Source organism: Halococcus hamelinensis 100A6, assembly GCF_000336675.1.
In the GTDB taxonomy this organism is placed as follows: domain Archaea; phylum Halobacteriota; class Halobacteria; order Halobacteriales; family Halococcaceae; genus Halococcus; species Halococcus hamelinensis.
On the sequence record NZ_AOMB01000003.1, the window covers coordinates 1 to 16,685 of the forward strand.

Genomic DNA, 16,685 nt, shown 5'->3' on the forward strand with positions numbered 1-16,685 from the left:
CTCAGAGATGTGTATAAGAGACAGAGATAGACCAGCCCGATCAGGAGCATATACGCGGCAGCGGTCGCCATCGCGAGGTTGTTCGAGGCATTGATGATCTCATACCCCGCACCTGGCGCGCCGAACAATTCGGCGGCGACCACGATCATCCAGCATCGTCCGACGCTCGTCCGAAATCCGGTGAGTATCTGGGGCGCAGCACTCGGCAGCACGATTCCCCGGATCATCCCCAGATTACTGTTCACACCGAGACTCGCCGCGACTTCCCGGAGCGCCGTCGGCGCGCTCTCGACCCCGCTGTAGGCCGCATAGAAGTTGATCCAGAACGCCCCGATGGCGACGATGAACGCGGCCCCCGTGTGGCCGATACCGAACCAAATGATCGCGAACGCGATCCACGCCAGCGGCGGGATCGGGCGCAAAACACGCACGACGGGGCGCAGCACGTCGTCGAGCCGGCTGCTCCATCCGAGCGCGAGCCCGAATCCGATCCCGAGCACCGCCCCGACCGCGAGGCCGGGGACGTAATGCAGCAGGCTCTGGAGGAGTTTGACGAGCATCCGCGAGAACTCCACATCGGTGCCGACGACCGGGAGCGTGAACGACATCGTGGTGGTGAGCTGATCCACGAACGCACCGAGAACCGCGGGTGGGCTCGGGAGCAGATACGACGTGTCGAGGCTTAACGAACCCGCCCACCACACGGCGACGAACCCGACGAGACCGGCTATCCCACGGCCCACACGGCGGGGATCCCAGCCGGCGGCGTGGTCACGCTCGGTGGTTACCTGCTCGGTTTCGTTGTCGAGACCGATACTCATCGTGTGGTTGTCGACCCCTCCGCCACCGATTCGTAGATGCTCGTATCGAACAGCCGTGACGGCGAGACGACCGAATCGGTGTTTCCGACCTCGGAGACGAATTCGGCCATCGTCGCCGCTTGGTCGGTCACCTCGTTCGGATCCGAGAGGAAGTCCGAAGCCTGCGAATCGATAGCACGACGAGCGAGGTCGCTACTCACGCCCGACCCGATGACCGCCGCCGCGTCGTCGGCCGCCGCCTGCGGCTGGTTCCGAGCGAACTCCGTGGCTCTGATATGCTGGGTTACGAGTGACCGAGCGGTCCCGCTGGAAACGCGGTCGCTGACGAACATCACGGTGACCGGATGACCGGGGAAGATGTCGCCCGACCACGCCGCCTCCTCGAACCCGGATTCGTTCGCGATCACCGTTGCGAACGGTTCCTGTATCATCGTCGCGTCGATGTCCCCGGACTGGATCGCTTGGGGGGCTCTCGCCGGTGGGATCTGTACCTTCTCGACGACCGACCCGAGGTCGCCGAGACCGAGGTCCTCCTGTATCCAGTAGCGAGTGATAACGTCGGGAACGCTCCCATCGGGTGGCACGCCGAAGCGTACCTGCCGACCGTTTTGCTCCCGAAAGGCGGCGAACGCGTCCGCACCGTCGTTCGCGTACGACGAAGCGAACGCTTCGGTCGCCATCACTCGAAACCCGTTCCGACTGTTCGGAACGAGGACGTTCGCGTTCACCCCTCGGTCGGTGAGGACCATCGTGGGCGAGATACCGAACATCGCGACGTCGACGTCGCCGCTCGCGAAGGCCTTCACGACGCTCGGGCCGTCGGAGAACTGCCTGACGTTTACGTCGTTCGGGAGTTCGTCGTAGTAGCCCTCCTCTTGCATGACGAAGTGTTGCATGTTCGGATAGATGGGGACGAACGCGATCGTGAGCGCACCCGCGCTGCTCGCTCCGTTGCCAGCCGTCCCATTGCTGCTTCTGCTGTTGTTACTGTCACCAGTTCCGCTATCGTTACTTCCGCTCTGTCCGCCACCGATGCAGCCAGCCAGTCCCAGCCCTGCGAGAAGGCCAGTGCTACCGGTAGTGAGGAGCTGTCGACGGGTTGGGCTACTGCGCATTCGATAGCAATTCTGTACCAAGTGTTAATAAGAATTGTGACTTGACAACCTATAGTTGATAAAATGGCCGATGACGAGGTGATTCGTCGAGAAGTACACTAGGCTAAGGGAGTCAGAGTTCATCCACGGGTGTCAGAGAGTGGTTGACCGCGATCGGGGCCTTCATCGAACGTACGGCTTCAATAAAGGTCGAAAGATCTTCGAGTTCACCCTCGAGGACGAATAGCTCTATACACTGCCGATTTCTGGTGTGATTGTGTACGTTCGCTACAACGAGGTCATCGTGTTCATGACGAAGGTCTATTAGTCGCTCTTCGACGTTCGTTCCCTCGTAGCTGAAGGTAACAGTGACGATTCCAACGAGCGCACGATCTTCGAGAGAGACCTCTTCTATCTGTTCGATGAAAGAGCGGATGGCCTCTCGAATCATGATGCTCCGTCCAGGGTAGCCATGTTCAGCCGCGAACCCGTCGAGTCGATCGATGAGCTCGTCGGACATCGAGAAGCTAACAGTGACCATGTAATAACTGAGTTTGCTTCGATATTAGTAGTTATTGTTTGTTCTGCCGATTTTGATAACCCTGTATTGATGGTTTGAACATCTTGCAACGAATCGACACTTGCATTTCTCGGTAATTTATCTTGTTTAACAGAAGCAAGAATAGTGGACCAAAGCCAGTATTTCTCGTGGGCGGACGCGTGATTTCACGATAGCCAATCTCGTTGCTCTGAGAGCGCGTAACGTTCCCATTATGTGTCTCTCCTTCCCTCTGCCGTTACTCTAAAAGATGGACTTGTAAGCAGATAGGTGGTTTGTAGGAATCCACCCTCCGAACCTCTGCTGCTTCCCAGCGGCCGAACTTCTATATCACAGCATGTGGTTTATGAGTGTCACTTCAGACGCTATAGAGCCCTAGGATGCAGAGATCGGCGGAATTAGGCTCATGTCGTGTTACTCGTGCTTAATCGAATAAGGACCAGTAAACTTACCCACCACCCCGCCCTCTGCCACAGCCAACACGATGCAGCAACTCAGAACCCGGGTTACGCAGCCTGAGAACCATACTGGGGCCAGTGAACGGAGAGGTGCATAGCATGGTTCGCATTGATGCGGTCACCGAGGACTTCCTGACTGACAAAGGGAAAGGACAGGGTGGGAAGAGCGGGAACTATCGGAGCGACGCTAACAGGGAGCTCGATCGCTTCGTCGAGTTCCTCGCTCAACACGAGGATGCCGTGACCACGTTTGAAGAATTAGAGTCAGGCCATCTCCGTGAGTACGCTCGACATCTCACCCGTCAGGGCTGGGCAACAGGCACAGTCCGGACCTACTATGCCTACGTCTCCGCCTTCTGTGGCTGGGCCGTTCGTGAAGGTCATCTCGCTGAGAACGTCGCTCAGCGGCGCAACGCTACCGAACCTATCCCTGACGACGGCGGGCACAAGAGCGGTGACCAGCAAGCCTGGTCCGCTGACGATCGCCAACAGCTCACCTCTTACGTCGACGAGCAAGCACACGAAGCTATCGACAACGTCAGTGAGGACCGAGAGGCCGCGATCAAGGCGTGTCGCGACCGGGCTCTCGTCTACCTCCTCTCGTACTCTGGGGTTCGGGGCGCGGAAATCCTCCGTGACAAGAGTGATGAGCGTCGTCAGGGACTTCGATGGGAGGACGTCAATCTCGCGGATCGCTACGTAACCCTATTCGCGAAGAAGCAACGGCTTGACGACCGGGGCCTCCCCGGACCGGTGATCTATCCGTTCGAGGCCTATCAGCGCGTTCTCGACGCTCCTAGTCCGAATTGGCCAGTCTTCCCCTCTTTCCACCGACCGACGCTCTCACAGCTGATTACGGAGACACTCACCGGCCGTGGCTATAGTGAGACGGAAATCGAGGAGACCAAAGAGGATCAGTCCCTCATCGAAACCTGTGTCGAGGTCGATGTCGCGCCACCATCGATTACGACCGACGCTGGACGGCATGTTCTCAAACGACTCTGTGAGCAGGCAGGTATCGAGCTCGACGATGACGACGAATATCTGATGCCACACGGTGCCCGCCGTGGGGCTGGTGAAGTTCTCGTCCGCACTTCAGGCCACGCGGCTGCAGCCCGAGCACTCGATAACTCTGAGGAAGTCGTTCGCGAACACTACTCACACATCGAAGCTGGAGATCTTGCCGACCAGATGACCGACGCCTTCGAAGAAGCCGATCAAATTTCGGACTCAGTGCAGAACGAGTGAATCTCCACCTGCTCGTAGTCCGGGTCTTTGAAGTAGTTCTGATGCTCGTGCATCTGCGTTATCACAACGAGCGCGTCGTCGGTGACCGCGAAGGCGATGATGATTGTCTCGACTTGATGGCCCGTTCCTTTCTTCGTCCTGAGGAGGTACTCGTTTGTCCCCTTTCGGTGGAGTAAGTGCAGTCCATGAGTGCTCATGTCGCCGACGATCTCCCTGAGACGCCACGGCTGGTACATCCGATAGCCTTTATATCGGGCTGTATCGGTCACTACCACCTTACGATCCGCCTGATTCGGTTCGAGTGTCATCGAATCCTACAGAAGCTTGGTAGGCCAGTCGATATTAGCCATCGCACACCACCTCACGAAGCTCGGCAAGTAGATCGGGGTGGTGCTCTTCGAGCAGCGCTACGTCCTTCGTGAGTTCTTCGTTCACGCGTCGCCGCGCCCGTGAGACGGCCTCGTACTTCCGCTTATCAGACTGCTCGCCAGCTATTTGCTCGCGTTCTGTCTCAGTTAAGAGCGCACGGGTTCGGGCCATACTGTACCGAGTATCTACAGCCATTGTAGGATTTGCTAAGACTGCCAGCGCCTAATGAATTGGTGTATTGCACAATGTTGTCGCAATTGCCAACCTGTAAGTGGTTGTAGCATATACTAACCACTACAGCCCGAGACCGTCTGAGAAACGACGGCCCCGCGCGCCAACGCGGGACCACGGGTTGCCTATCAACCCCATGCAACACCACGACCTCGTGGCTCTTGAAGACCGCGAACTGACGGACGCATCGTCTGTGACTTTATCAAGGGAGAGCGTCGCCTTGAAGGCAATATCGAGGCGGCTCGTGGCTGAACACCTGCGCACCTGCTCTCCGAAGGGTACATCACCCCGCGCCCGGAGTGACAACTAATGACTGCGGTCGACGTGCTTAGAGAGCACATTCCGGACTCCTGTCGCGACCTCCTCGAGCTCACGGACAACGAACTCAAATCGGAGATCCCCGCGCTCGCTCGTGACCAAGGACGAATGGGCGAGGTCGAGCAGGCCGTCCGATCGCTCCCCTCCCATCACGACCTCTATCAGGGAGACTCGCGCGACCTCTCGATGATCGACGACGAAAGCGTCCAGCTCATCGCGACCAGTCCACCGTACTTCAACCTCAAGGACTACGAAAACGGCGTCGCCGATGGCCAACTCGGCGATATCAATGACTACGAGCGTTTCAATCAGATGCTCGACGGCATCTGGGAACAGTGCTATGAGAAGCTCGTTCCTGGTGGTCGGTTGTGCGTCGTCGTCGGTGACGTCCTCCGCTCTCGGAGCGAGCACGGTCGTCACCGGGTCATCCCACTCCACGCCTCGATACAGGAGCACTGCACTGCCATCGGCTACGATAACCTCGCGCCGGTCATTTGGTATAAGATCGGCAACGCCTCGCTCGAGTCGGGCGGGAACGCCCGCTTCCTCGGGAAGCCCTACGAGCCCGGTGCCGTCATCAAGAACGATATCGAGTACATTCTCCTCTTTCGCAAACCCGGCGGCTATCGCTCGCCGTCGATCGAGGAGCGCATCCTGAGCACGATCGAGGCCGACGAGCATCAGAAGATGTTCCGCCAGCTCTGGGATGACATCACGGGCAAACGTCAGGGAGAGCACCCCGCGCCGTATCCTGCGGCGCTCGCTGAGCGTCTCATTCGAATGTTCTCTTTCGCCGGCGATACCGTGCTCGACCCGTTCGCCGGGACCGGCTCGACGGCTGTGGCGGCCTCGCGAGTCGGTCGGAATTCGGTCAGCGTCGAAATCGAACCGAAGTACATCGAGATCGCCGAGGAACGGATCCAGGGCGAGCGTGGCACACTCACGAACTACCAGAACCTTACTGTCGACGTCACCCGATAGGTCGACTATCGGTAGATGATGAGACGGAACACTCTGGTGCAGATCGGTTTACTGGCGGCTGGTGTTGTGTTGGTCGGGATAATTGTCGTGACCATCTGGTTAGGATGGACAGGTCGTATTGACAGTAGAACTGCTTCACTTGTTATCGGCGGTGTCAGCGCGTTCGCGAGCGCATCATTGGCGATTGCAACTTACACGACTGTTCTACAGAACCGCCGCACTGTAGAGGAGCTACAAAAGGATCGAGAGAAGCCCTTAGCTCAAGATGTTCTTCGACAATTGGTTGCGCCGTTTAAGCAGCAAATAGAAGACCACATAGACAGGATGGAGTCGGACTACCCTCCCTGGGTTCAGATCTGGAACACATATGGCGAGCAGCACGCAACCCGATTCTATCAAGAGTTGTCAACGGACAGGGCGAGCGACACAGCAGTCAGAAAGTTAAGACGGGACAATCCAGATCTCATGAAGCAAATTGACAAACACAACCAGTCGGTCCGCGATGTCGAAGAAACTATAGAAGCTCTTCTGAGCAGACTCGACGAGCGAGTGGAGGTTCTTCTAGGTGAACGAGTTGCCGACCACATGGATATAAACGACGAAGAAATTAGAGTTCTTTCGAAATGTGTTTTGCAAGGATACAGCCAAGACGCGTCGTCATTGTACGCTACTGAACTCTGGGAAGCATATAGCGGCGAACTACAGGAACTAAAGGATGAAGAAATCGTTGCGGAGTTATCAAATACCCGTTCAGATTACTATAGCGAGTGTCAGTCGATAAGAGACGCTCTTTTAGAGTACAAGATGGAGATACAACAGCAATACGGGATCTCAGAAAGCGATCTGTAGAGTATAGATTACCGTACACGGCTGACCTGTATCCACTCACTGGAGACACATCGTTTCGCACCTAGTTTTATACCGCAGACCTTGTGACACCGAAGGGATGGCGCACACGTACGGCGATGAGCGAATCGCCGAGTGGTTGCGAGAAAACGAGTACCACCCTCGATCCTCGAAACACGGCAGCGTCAGCTGTCTCGCACTCCTTGATGACCTCCTCTATGAGAGCGATCTGTTCCGGGAAGCCGCCGAGGCCGGCGAGATCGTTTACGAAGAGGATTACACAGTCGGCGAGGGAGAGCTCCGTTGGAACGTCGATTTAGTGCTCGGACCTCCAACTAACGAGGTCGAGACCCCTATCGAGGGCGACCGCCAGATCGCTGAGGCCAACCCCGAAGAGATCTGGCTCGCGATCGACGCGAAGTCGGTGATGACCGAACACCAGAAAGCTCGCCGGAATCGCCAGCGCGATATCAACGGCTTCGCGGATATCATGTACCACCACTATCCTGGAGCCGTCGCTGGTGGCGTCCTCCTCATCAATATCGCAGACCAGTTCAGAAGCCCACTTCGCGATGAGGGTGATATCACCGAGCACGACAATATCGAGCGCCTGGTCGAGGAGACCATCGAGATCTTCCGAACCATCGACCGCTCGGAGGGCGAGATCGACCCGAACGTCGACGCCGCCGCCACAGTCGTGGTCGACCATACGAACCTCGACGATGACCATGAGACTCAGCTCGTCGAGGATCCTCCGGCACCCGGCGAGAACTCTATCGTCAACTACCGAACGTTCCTCAGCATCATCGTCGAGACCTTCGAGGAGCGATTCCTGATCGGCGACCCACCTAATATGGCCACCCTTCGCGAGGCCGATACCCTTCGCAACGAGCTGAACGAGCAGGTCGTTGAGCTCCTCCACTACGTCCATGAGGTCGGCGTCACAATGGAACAAGGCGAGGTAAGTGAGGACTCAATTGAAGACCTCCGTGAGACATTAGGACAGCTCGAGGACCTCGTCGACGGAGTAGAACAGCGACACGCCGAATAGAGATGAGTTGCTTGGTTCTGATCTACTTGAAGTAGAGAGTTCCAAGTTATGAAATAGCTCGTATGAATGCAAGTAGTAATGTTCGCGAAGACGCATACAAGCAAGGTGTGTTCGTTAGATGAGTCGATCGTTATCACCTATTGCGGGATTCTTGTACCTGATGAAAGGAGCTATCCGGTGGCTCTTCTATGCCAACAAAGAAGAAGTAGACTCGAAATTCAGGGAACAGATCAACTGGGAAAAAGCGAAAGTGAGATCAATGTGGCTCCTACTTTCACTCATACCCATATCTTTTGCTTATGAAATAGTCTTTTGCGGATTGTTTGAATCATTTCCAGTATTCTTTGGAGCAATACATGAATCACTACTCCGCGACGGAGAATGCGCGCGGTTTCTGAACAAGGACTACTTAAGCGCAGCAACGACCTTTTCCTATTCTCTAAGTGCGTTTTTACTCGTTGCTGTCGCCGTAGTCTTTTCTGGCCAGCAGCGAGTGAAATCGAGTAATAAAGATGGGTCAGAAAGCGGCGGTGGTGGCGGGTCTAGTGATGATTCTGGTGGAGAAGACTATTCATTCTTTTTTGACCTTCCAAATCCGTTTTATGAGAGAGAAGCAGAAGATTCTGGGACTGAAAATGAAATAGAACAGATTCAGATCTTCAGAGTGTTCGGTCAGCTACAGGGCACTTCAGGAGGGTCAGACTCACCGAATGGTAACGGAGACGACGACGGTGGAGAAGATAACGGCGATGACGAGCGGCGAAACTTCAATAGGCGACTCCAGCGAGCACTGGCATATTCTATATCCGCCTCATTGCTTGGAGTTCTCATCACAACACTCCTTCCGCTTCCAGTGTTGTTTGTTCATGACCTCCCGCGGGTGGTATCGGGCCCAGTATCTCTCATAAGTAATGTCGGGTATGCGTTCCTAACGCACGTGTTCACATTCATCTTTCTTGGGATGGTGTGGACTTCGGTAGAGCTGATCGAACTCTTAGACACCAGCTCAGATACAGACAAATAGAGTATGTCGATGAATCTCAGTACGTCAGGTAGTAGGCCTCGACGATCTCGTCCTGGGCGGTCCGCACGTACCTCGACACGCGGTGGTCGCTCCAGGTTTCCTCGCCAACGATCTCCTCACTCTTTTCGAGGCCCCAGTACTCCTCCTGGAGACACTAGCAGTACTCCAATTTGATCTGCCTCATCGTCTTCGGCTGTAGGTTGCCGTGCATATTCCGAATTTGGTACCAGTTCACGACCTCGTCTTGGAACTCTTTCAGGATGGGGCGCATCTCGATGTAGCGCTTGAGTGAGAGCTCGCGCTCGCGGCAGAGCTCGGCGAGATACCCCGAAGCATACACCCACCACCACTGGTCATCCTTCGCCCGATGCAACTCACCGAACCCCACTAAGACACTGGCAGCCGCCCAGGTATCGGGACCGCTCAAGCCGAGTTCGTCCTGGAGGTTGCTGTGAGAGATCATCGGCTGCTCGCCGTCGTAGACGCGGGCGTACGCGGCGGAGATGTCTTCGAGGGTGGTGGCGTACTCCTCGGCGAAGTCACGAAGCTCGTCGAGTTCCTCGATGAACAGCGCCCGGCCCTCTTTCTGCTTGTGAACCCACATATGAAATTATCGACGTTACTAATACGCTCTCTTAGGAGAGAAAGACGATTTTATCAAGTACCAACTATCTATTTAAGGGGAATACTTTTTGGGGTCCCCCGATGTTGATGTATCAAATGGTTACTGATAATCCATCTACCGAAAAATTCTATGCACTCGATTTCTTGCCGTCTCCACTTGCTGACCAATTCGCTGCCGCTTACAAGGAACTTCTCGAGGACCACAATTCCCGTGAAATTCTTGTCCTGAAACGTATTCCATGCAATCTGGACGCACTTGCTGATCATATTCAGAATACTCTCGGACTTATGATTCGTCCCGACGTCCAATCACTACCGCAGCATGCTTCCCATGTCGTCGAACTCAATGATCCAGATATTGATCGGCTGGCTTACGAACAACGTATCGAACTGCTCGGCGACGTCATCGAATCTACGGATTGGGAAACGCTCATTGATGAGGCAACAACCCGGTTCGACAATGTACGGTGGCCCGACAACTACCAGCGAGCAGACGTCATCGAGTTCTTGCAGATCGCCAGCGAACAGGATAGTTTTGGTCGGGACGTTGGACAAGTTCTTCTCGAGGCCACCCGGCAAGGGGGGTTCAGCCCCCCGAACGACGATGCGGAACGACACATCCTGACCGCGGCACTTGCCTGTCTCAACGATCTGTTTCATGACCGGCTGGATAGCCACGGCTTAGTCGAACGGGCAAACATTGTCCCCCGCGCCACGGACGCCCTGCAGGACGACACCACCTACAGTCACGCGGCCTCTGAGTTCAAAGCAATCCTCGCCCTCGAATTCGAAGAATACACGGTAAACGATCGCCAGTACCTCGCCCAACTCGCCAACGATGCGGACCTGATCGCGATCGGTGAACGCAATGCCAGTATTCAACGGGTCAAGACCGAGCCAGGTGAACTGGACGACCTCCGTGATGGCTGTGTCATTGATTTTGATCTCGGTGACCCCGCAATACTCGACGAAGCTGGGGGAGCCTATCGCTCCGATACGGATCCGGGACAAATCGCCTCATATCTGGCAACCGGTACCGAACCCATGGACAGCGTCTCCGCCGTTCACCTCCACGAATCCACCTTTCGAGACCAGATCAGTGCTGTCGCCAACGAAGTCGAATATCTCCGACACGGCACCGACGCAGAATACGGCGACTTCGCCGTCGTCGTGAATGATCTTGGTGACCGGCTGTCAGAAGCCCGCCGCCATCTCCGGGCTGCCGGCCTACCAACCAAGACCGTGGGCGCACCCGCGCTCGCTGAAGACCCGGCTGTCACCGAGCTCTACGCCTTCGTACAGTTCCTTCTGAATCGCGATACGGAGGCTGAGTCCTGGCTGACCGCCCGGCTTGAGGGGTTCTCACCTGACTTCGCCGAAGCCTGTAACACAGGACCGATCGAGCACCGGCTCAACCGGTGGATCGTCAACACCGATCTGAAAGAGCGCATCGCTGCCGGTAAGAGCCATATCGAGATGCAGGAACAGTTCCAGAACATCGAGCGGGTGACCGATCTTGCTCGGTTCATCGACCAGACCACTCTGCTGGACAGCGACTTACCCACCTTCAAACATGTGCTGGAGCGGGCGATACGTTTTGACGCGGCATACACACATACGATCGAAACCTCCCCCCAAATGTATGGCGTGACGGTGACCGACATCCAGGGCATCAAACATGAGGCTTATAATACGGTATTCCTGTTAGGCGTGGTGGACGATGAGTATCCCGGCGGGGAGCGGTTGACACCGTTGTTCCCAAAACCATGGCTTATGGACATGCCGGACTACCCGGCGCTCACCGAGGTCGATGACGACACGGTCGACGCCACGTACGGAACCTTCACCGGGGAGCGGTCCACCAGTGCCTTCGACGCGTATTACCACCATCGGGAACGCCGCAAACTGGCGCTTGGTGCCCGGGCCGCGACGGACCACCTGTACTTCTGTACATATGATTCGCAGGATAATGGACTGGGCCGGGCGTACAATCCGTCGCGTTACCTCTACCGTTTGAAGGATCAGGATTGGAGTGTATTCAACGACCTGTCGATGGAAAGTGATGACCGGCCAATCCAGACACGGGAGAAAGTGGCCGAATACATCCTTGATCAGCCGTGGGGCGAGCTCGAGGGCATCGTGAACGCCGCGCATACCGGTCAAACAGCGGAGATCGAGGACACTGAGGAAGTGTTCGGAGTCATCCAGGGGCTACTGTCGGAAGACGACGTGGACCCCGTCTTCGCCGACGCAGTCGCCAGTCAATTTGCCATAGCCCGCGGAGAGGTGATGCACAGTGACTGACCCGTACATGGCGCAAGAGCTGACGACATTCCTCGTGTGTCCACGGAAGTACGAGTTCGAGCACGTTACCGAGTTGGCCGGAGAGACGCGGCGGAACCAAGATCTATTCCAGAAGCTGCTCCGGAAGTCGATTTGCACCGGGTATAGTGAAGCCCAGAGTAACGGTGGGGATCCTCGTGACGCGGCGATGGCGGCGCTTTACTCGACGTGGGGACTGTATGCCGGTGCGACAGACCATCATTCGTCGCAGCAGGAATCCACGGAGAAGACTCGGGCCGAGGCCGGGATAGAGGCCTACTTTGATGCGGTCGGGACCACGCATCTTGACCAAATTGAACAGGCGGCCACCGTCTGTGGTGCGCCGGTGGTCGGCCCCGATATCACGTTGACTGCGGAGATCCAGGGGCAGCAGGTCGGGGTGGATGTGGATTATATCATGGCCGATGATAGCCGGATCGTGGGTGTGCGGCTGACGGATCGGATGTGGATAAACAACGTCCCTAATGAATCCGATGATGAAATTGTCGAGGAGCATCTCGATCAGGGTGATTATGAGCCTGAAAAAGTGGGGTCGGTGATCGCTGCCCGGATTGCTGAAGAAGCACTTAGCCAGTACGGTAGTAACGGGAACGGAACAGGGCTAATGTATCTGAGTGTGATGGAGGACACGTTTGAGACAGACGGTAGGTGCGAGGCAGTAACCGACCGACGGCAGATGGGCCTGTTTCTTGCGGACAGACGTCAGACGGTGGATGATGCAATCGCGTGGATGGTCGGAAACATTGCCAACGAGAGGTACAGTCCTGAGGAAGTGTTTGACGAGCAAAATTTCTGGGACGGCGACTTTCAGCAAGTAGTTGAAAATACGTGCCGGTACTGTTCACATGCTGCGGGCTGTCAGGAAGCGATCCGTCGGGAGGTGAAGTTCGATGTCTAAATTGGGGTCATCAGACGGTCCGACACCGAAAGGTGGACAGAAAGATGTTCTTGACGCCGAGAACGGATGTGTCAGAGTCGACGCTGGTGCGGGTACCGGGAAAACCACAACGATGCGGTGGCGGATCGAACAGATGCTTACTGCGGCTGATGCCCCGTCGTCGGACCGGGTGCTAGTCCTAACATTCGCGAATGAAGCGGCGGGCTCAATCCAGGAAAGTATCACGGAAGCGGAGCAGCTGTCCATCGACCAAGCGTACAACGTCGATGTCTACACCTACCACTCGTTCTGCAACCGTCTTGTTTCCGAGTATGCCTACATTCTCGGGGCAGATCCTGACTTTGATGTGATCACTAAAGACCAGCGGTACCGCATCATCGAGTCACTGATCACTGAACACAACTATCAGTATGTCTCACAGCGGCAGAATGATTCCGAGGCCGTGGTCAAGCAAGCGCGGAACTACATCCGAGATATGCGGCAAGAAGCCATAACCCCGGGAATGATCAATAATTTTCTACCACCGAGATCTACAGTAGGTGAGCTCAAACAGCTTGTCGTAAATTTGGAACAATCAGCGGCCCAGGTGTTTGATCCGGATAGTCTCATTCCCGATGACTTTGAGGCTGGCGAGACACAGATTGCATCTAGTCTGGCGGAGTACCGGGAAGCACTCGCTCATTGGCAGCAAGCCGCGGAGCACCAATCGGGGGAAATATGGAGTACAGTTGAGTCATACCTTGATTTCCTGGAGCTGTGGACGGAAATGGTGGAAGCACTCGTCCATGAAGACTCGCCTATGGCGTACAATTTCCTTCCCCATGCGTTGTTCCAGAGCGGTATCAACAGCTACTGGTGGACAGATTTGAAACAGACGCCGTTCGGGCATCTCAAATCCTATATCACGGTGCTCGAAGAGATGCACCAGCTTCAGGAGATCTATCAGGATTATGTGGATGAACTCGAGTTCCGTGGAGCATTGGATTTTGATGGGCTCATCAACAGAGCAGACATGCTAATAAATGATTCGCAGGTAAGTGCTGAAATCCGCAGTCGTTGGGACTACGTCTACTGTGACGAATTTCAGGATACGGACGACGTCCAGATGGATGTCGTGACAGGTTTGTATCAGAATGATGGCACGCAGCTGCTTGCTATTGGTGATGTCGATCAGGCAATCTATGGCTGGCGTGGTGCAAATCCTGATGGATTAAACGAGTTGGGAGACCACTTTGAAGACGATAACCGGATTGATATGCAGCTGAACTTCCGGTCAGAACAAGAGATCCTGGAAGTGGCAAACCAGTGCGGCGGCTACGATTCGAAAGACTTGGTCTCTGACAACTGCGAGACCGAGACAGATGACGGTGAGGCCTATGTTACACGGGATGAAGACGACGAGGCCCGAGTAGCTCTTGTCAACGGGAATAAGACACAGCAGACGACCGCGCAAGAAGTTGCGACAACCATTTCGCAGCTACTAGAAAACGGATTCAACGATATTGAAGGTCGATCATTAGGTGATATTGCGGTAGTCGTGCGGAGAAACAGGCAGGCCCGAGACGTGGCAGCGAGCCTCCGGAACCGGCAGATCCCGTACCGGGTTGATGGGTCCAGTGAATCGGTGCTAAAATCGGGTGTTCAGACTATTCTCTCGTATTTCCGGACTCTTGTCGATCCGGATGCGGATATCCATCTTCGTCGGGTACTGATGCTGGTATACCGCGTAACTGACACGGACCTGAAAGCACTCGAGACCGCTCCGGCTGACTCGCTATACGACGCGGTAATGAACCATGACGATATCGGCAGCCTCTTCCTCGATGAGCCGGAGCGGGTGGACCGGGCACAAAACGATATCGACGAACTGCATGAGCTCAAGGACAGCCATTCACTGCCGTATTTCTACAGTGCGTTTCTCGACACAACGGCTGTTGAATGGTATTTGAAGGAAGACGATCGTGCGCAGATGGACCGGATCAAGAAGTTCATCGAAGCGTATGAGAGCGATAACGTGCTCCGCCGGTTCTCCGAGGGCTTCGTTGACAGCTTGGAACGATCGCTGAAAGGAAGCGATGACGTCGGAGTCGGAATCGGATCCCAGTCAGAGGACAAGGTCAATATTATGACGGTTCACCAGGCCAAGGGCCTCCAGTTTGACACGGTGCTGTTCCCCTATCTGGAGGATACTGAGTGGCTATCAATGAACTGTCCCTCGTGGGCATCGCCAGAGGATGCGGCGTGGAATGCCCACCGGTACAGCTCGATTATTCGGTCGCTGAAGGATGAGGAGTTCACTCATCCCTTGGCGGAGTCACTATACCAAGAGGAACAGGAGGAACACTGGCGTACGTTCCACGTTGGTGTAACGCGTGCCGAATCACTGCTTGTCCTCTTTAGCCAGCCACCAGAGGAATACGATGACTGGAAAAAATCGGTATCATACTTGCGGCGACAGTGTATCCGAGCGTCAGGCCCAACAAATTCACCGGAGCAACTCCTCATAGATGTGTTTCCGGATGTCGATACCCCATGGTCGCCCGAACAGCCAAAGATGCGACTGTGGAATACTGTGCAAGCTACCTTCGAGAAGGTACAGGAGCAGTATCCACACACGGTTATAGATCTGTCTGATGCGGTGTCGGAGGCTGCCGATGCAACGCCGGGTACGATCACTTACTACAACAAGTATGAGGATAAACTGAACATCGAGCAGGCGACCGATGAGATCCATGAGTTGGGGCGGGATATCTTCGAGGAGAACCTGACACCTCAAGACTCCGCTGAGACCGATATCTATCCCACGTCGCTGTCGTTCGAGGACGGCGCGAAGCTCCCGGTGCAGCACAGCCACACATCGCTGGAGACGTACTCAGACTGTCCGCGACGCCACCTACTAGACCACGTGCTCTACGGCTTCGATGATCCAATGCCGGCAGACGCGGCGATCGGCCGGTCAGATGAACCGAGCTGGCGGAAAGTCGGGGACGTGTTCCATGCTGTAGCGGAGGAAGCCTTCTACCAGAACCACACCGCTGAGAACGAATGGCTGGCTATCTGTGACCGGGTCGTACGAGCCCGGGATCTGGAATCGGTACGTTCCGAGGTCGAAGAGTGTATTCACCGACTGTTCGGGACAGATCTGTTGGCATGGGACCCTATTGCCGCCGAACTTCCGTTCGAAGTGACGGGTGTTCCAGGTGTTGACGGTCCGGTCGTCGGCTATATCGATTCAGTGCGACGGGTACCGGACAAAGGTCTCGCGGTTCTAGATTACAAGACGACGTTCGACAAGCGGGATATCGCGTCCTCATCACAGCTCTTACTGTATCTCCGGGCCTGTGAGGAGTTGTTTGATGAACCGGTGAACTGGGCCGGATACGTATATGTCGGTGAAGCTGGCGGTACCTCTGGCGAAATCGACTTGATCTCCCGCGATGAATTCGAGGGTGGCTGGGATGACGTTATAGATATGTTACAGAGTGCGGATTCACCGTCATGGAAAGCGAAGCCTGGGTCGCATTGTCAGCATTGTACACACCGGTCACTGGGCTGTGCGCCGGACGAATATGCATATGACAACGAGTTTGTGATCGACAGCGGAGGCTCAAAATCTCATTAAACGAGTTAGGTGAAAGGGCTGCTTGGTCGATTGATGCGCTTGGGTCAAGGAGTCAGCGAGTTCAACACCAGCACGTTGCTTGGGTCCTCCGCGAGGTCGGGACGCTGACTTCGTGGGAGGTCGTGAGCCAAGTCTAGCAACACGTCTTCTTGGATCCTGGTCAGTGTGCACTCATTCCCGTATCGGTCGAATACCTCC

The 16,685-nt window shown here is 55.6% G+C and carries 14 protein-coding genes; 7 read left to right on the forward strand and 7 right to left on the reverse strand.

Translation table 11 applies throughout. The features are described from left to right. The 3 genes from C447_RS00080 to C447_RS00090 form a co-directional block, all read right to left on the reverse strand. Positions 1-821: ABC transporter permease (locus C447_RS00080; protein ID WP_007689597.1), on the reverse strand; the 821-nt coding region annotated here is incomplete at its 3' end. After that, positions 818-1,936, reverse strand: a complete 1,119-nt coding sequence (locus tag C447_RS00085; protein WP_044956364.1) for an ABC transporter substrate-binding protein — start codon at positions 1,934-1,936, stop codon at positions 818-820. The genes C447_RS00080 and C447_RS00085, both read right to left, overlap by 4 nt. 112 nt (positions 1,937-2,048) lie before the next feature. Continuing rightward, on the reverse strand, positions 2,049-2,456 hold the full coding sequence (locus tag C447_RS00090; protein WP_007689599.1) for a CopG family ribbon-helix-helix protein: 408 nt from the start codon (positions 2,454-2,456) through the stop codon (positions 2,049-2,051). Positions 2,457-3,031: 575 nt separating this feature from the next. Between C447_RS00090 and C447_RS00095 the strand changes: the two genes are divergently transcribed. Continuing rightward, the gene (locus C447_RS00095) at positions 3,032-4,180 is read left to right on the forward strand and encodes a tyrosine-type recombinase/integrase (RefSeq protein ID WP_007689600.1); all 1,149 of its coding nucleotides are present in this window, start codon (positions 3,032-3,034) and stop codon (positions 4,178-4,180) included. On the opposite strand, the gene C447_RS00100 is transcribed toward C447_RS00095, so the two are convergent. Continuing rightward, positions 4,150-4,488 (reverse strand): hypothetical protein, encoded by a 339-nt coding sequence (locus tag C447_RS00100; RefSeq protein ID WP_237713493.1) that lies wholly within the window; start codon positions 4,486-4,488, stop codon positions 4,150-4,152. The two genes, C447_RS00095 and C447_RS00100, sit on opposite strands and share 31 nt — an antisense overlap. A 34-nt stretch (positions 4,489-4,522) precedes the next feature. Next, positions 4,523-4,720, reverse strand: coding sequence for a hypothetical protein (locus C447_RS00105; RefSeq protein ID WP_007689602.1), 198 nt, complete (start codon positions 4,718-4,720; stop codon positions 4,523-4,525). A 369-nt stretch (positions 4,721-5,089) separates the two neighbouring features. Between C447_RS00105 and C447_RS00110 the strand changes: the two genes are divergently transcribed. Together C447_RS00110 and C447_RS00115 are read left to right on the forward strand one after the other, a co-directional pair. Continuing rightward, positions 5,090-6,079, forward strand: a complete 990-nt coding sequence (locus C447_RS00110) for a DNA-methyltransferase (RefSeq protein WP_007689605.1) — start codon at positions 5,090-5,092, stop codon at positions 6,077-6,079. A gap of 15 nt (positions 6,080-6,094) precedes the next feature. Next, positions 6,095-6,928 (forward strand): hypothetical protein, encoded by an 834-nt coding sequence (locus C447_RS00115; protein WP_007689607.1) that lies wholly within the window; start codon positions 6,095-6,097, stop codon positions 6,926-6,928. A gap of 313 nt (positions 6,929-7,241) precedes the next feature. Here the strand turns inward: C447_RS00115 and C447_RS18295 are convergent, their stop codons facing one another. Beyond that, positions 7,242-7,847 (reverse strand): hypothetical protein, encoded by a 606-nt coding sequence (locus C447_RS18295; RefSeq protein WP_193361397.1) that lies wholly within the window; start codon positions 7,845-7,847, stop codon positions 7,242-7,244. Positions 7,848-8,136: 289 nt separating this feature from the next. On the opposite strand from C447_RS18295, the gene C447_RS17500 reads away from it, so the two are divergent. Beyond that, complete coding sequence (locus tag C447_RS17500; protein WP_152416107.1) at positions 8,137-9,000, forward strand: hypothetical protein; 864 nt, start codon at positions 8,137-8,139, stop codon at positions 8,998-9,000. A 154-nt stretch (positions 9,001-9,154) separates the two neighbouring features. On the opposite strand, the gene C447_RS00125 is transcribed toward C447_RS17500, so the two are convergent. Continuing rightward, a complete protein-coding gene (locus tag C447_RS00125; RefSeq protein WP_007689611.1) occupies positions 9,155-9,604 on the reverse strand; it encodes a hypothetical protein in 450 nt (149 codons plus the stop codon). 116 nt (positions 9,605-9,720) lie between these two features. Between C447_RS00125 and C447_RS17505 the strand changes: the two genes are divergently transcribed. The 3 genes from C447_RS17505 to C447_RS00150 are packed head-to-tail and all read left to right on the forward strand — an operon-like array spanning position 9,721 to position 16,487. Further along, on the forward strand, positions 9,721-11,928 hold the full coding sequence (locus C447_RS17505) for a PD-(D/E)XK nuclease family protein (protein ID WP_152416108.1): 2,208 nt from the start codon (positions 9,721-9,723) through the stop codon (positions 11,926-11,928). Beyond that, a complete protein-coding gene (locus tag C447_RS00145) occupies positions 11,921-12,865 on the forward strand; it encodes a hypothetical protein (protein WP_007689615.1) in 945 nt (314 codons plus the stop codon). The genes C447_RS17505 and C447_RS00145 overlap by 8 nt, the downstream gene beginning before the upstream one ends. Continuing rightward, the gene (locus C447_RS00150) at positions 12,858-16,487 is read left to right on the forward strand and encodes an ATP-dependent helicase (RefSeq protein ID WP_079255087.1); all 3,630 of its coding nucleotides are present in this window, start codon (positions 12,858-12,860) and stop codon (positions 16,485-16,487) included. Before C447_RS00145 ends, C447_RS00150 begins: the two co-directional genes overlap by 8 nt. The last annotated feature ends 198 nt before the right edge of the window (positions 16,488-16,685 follow it).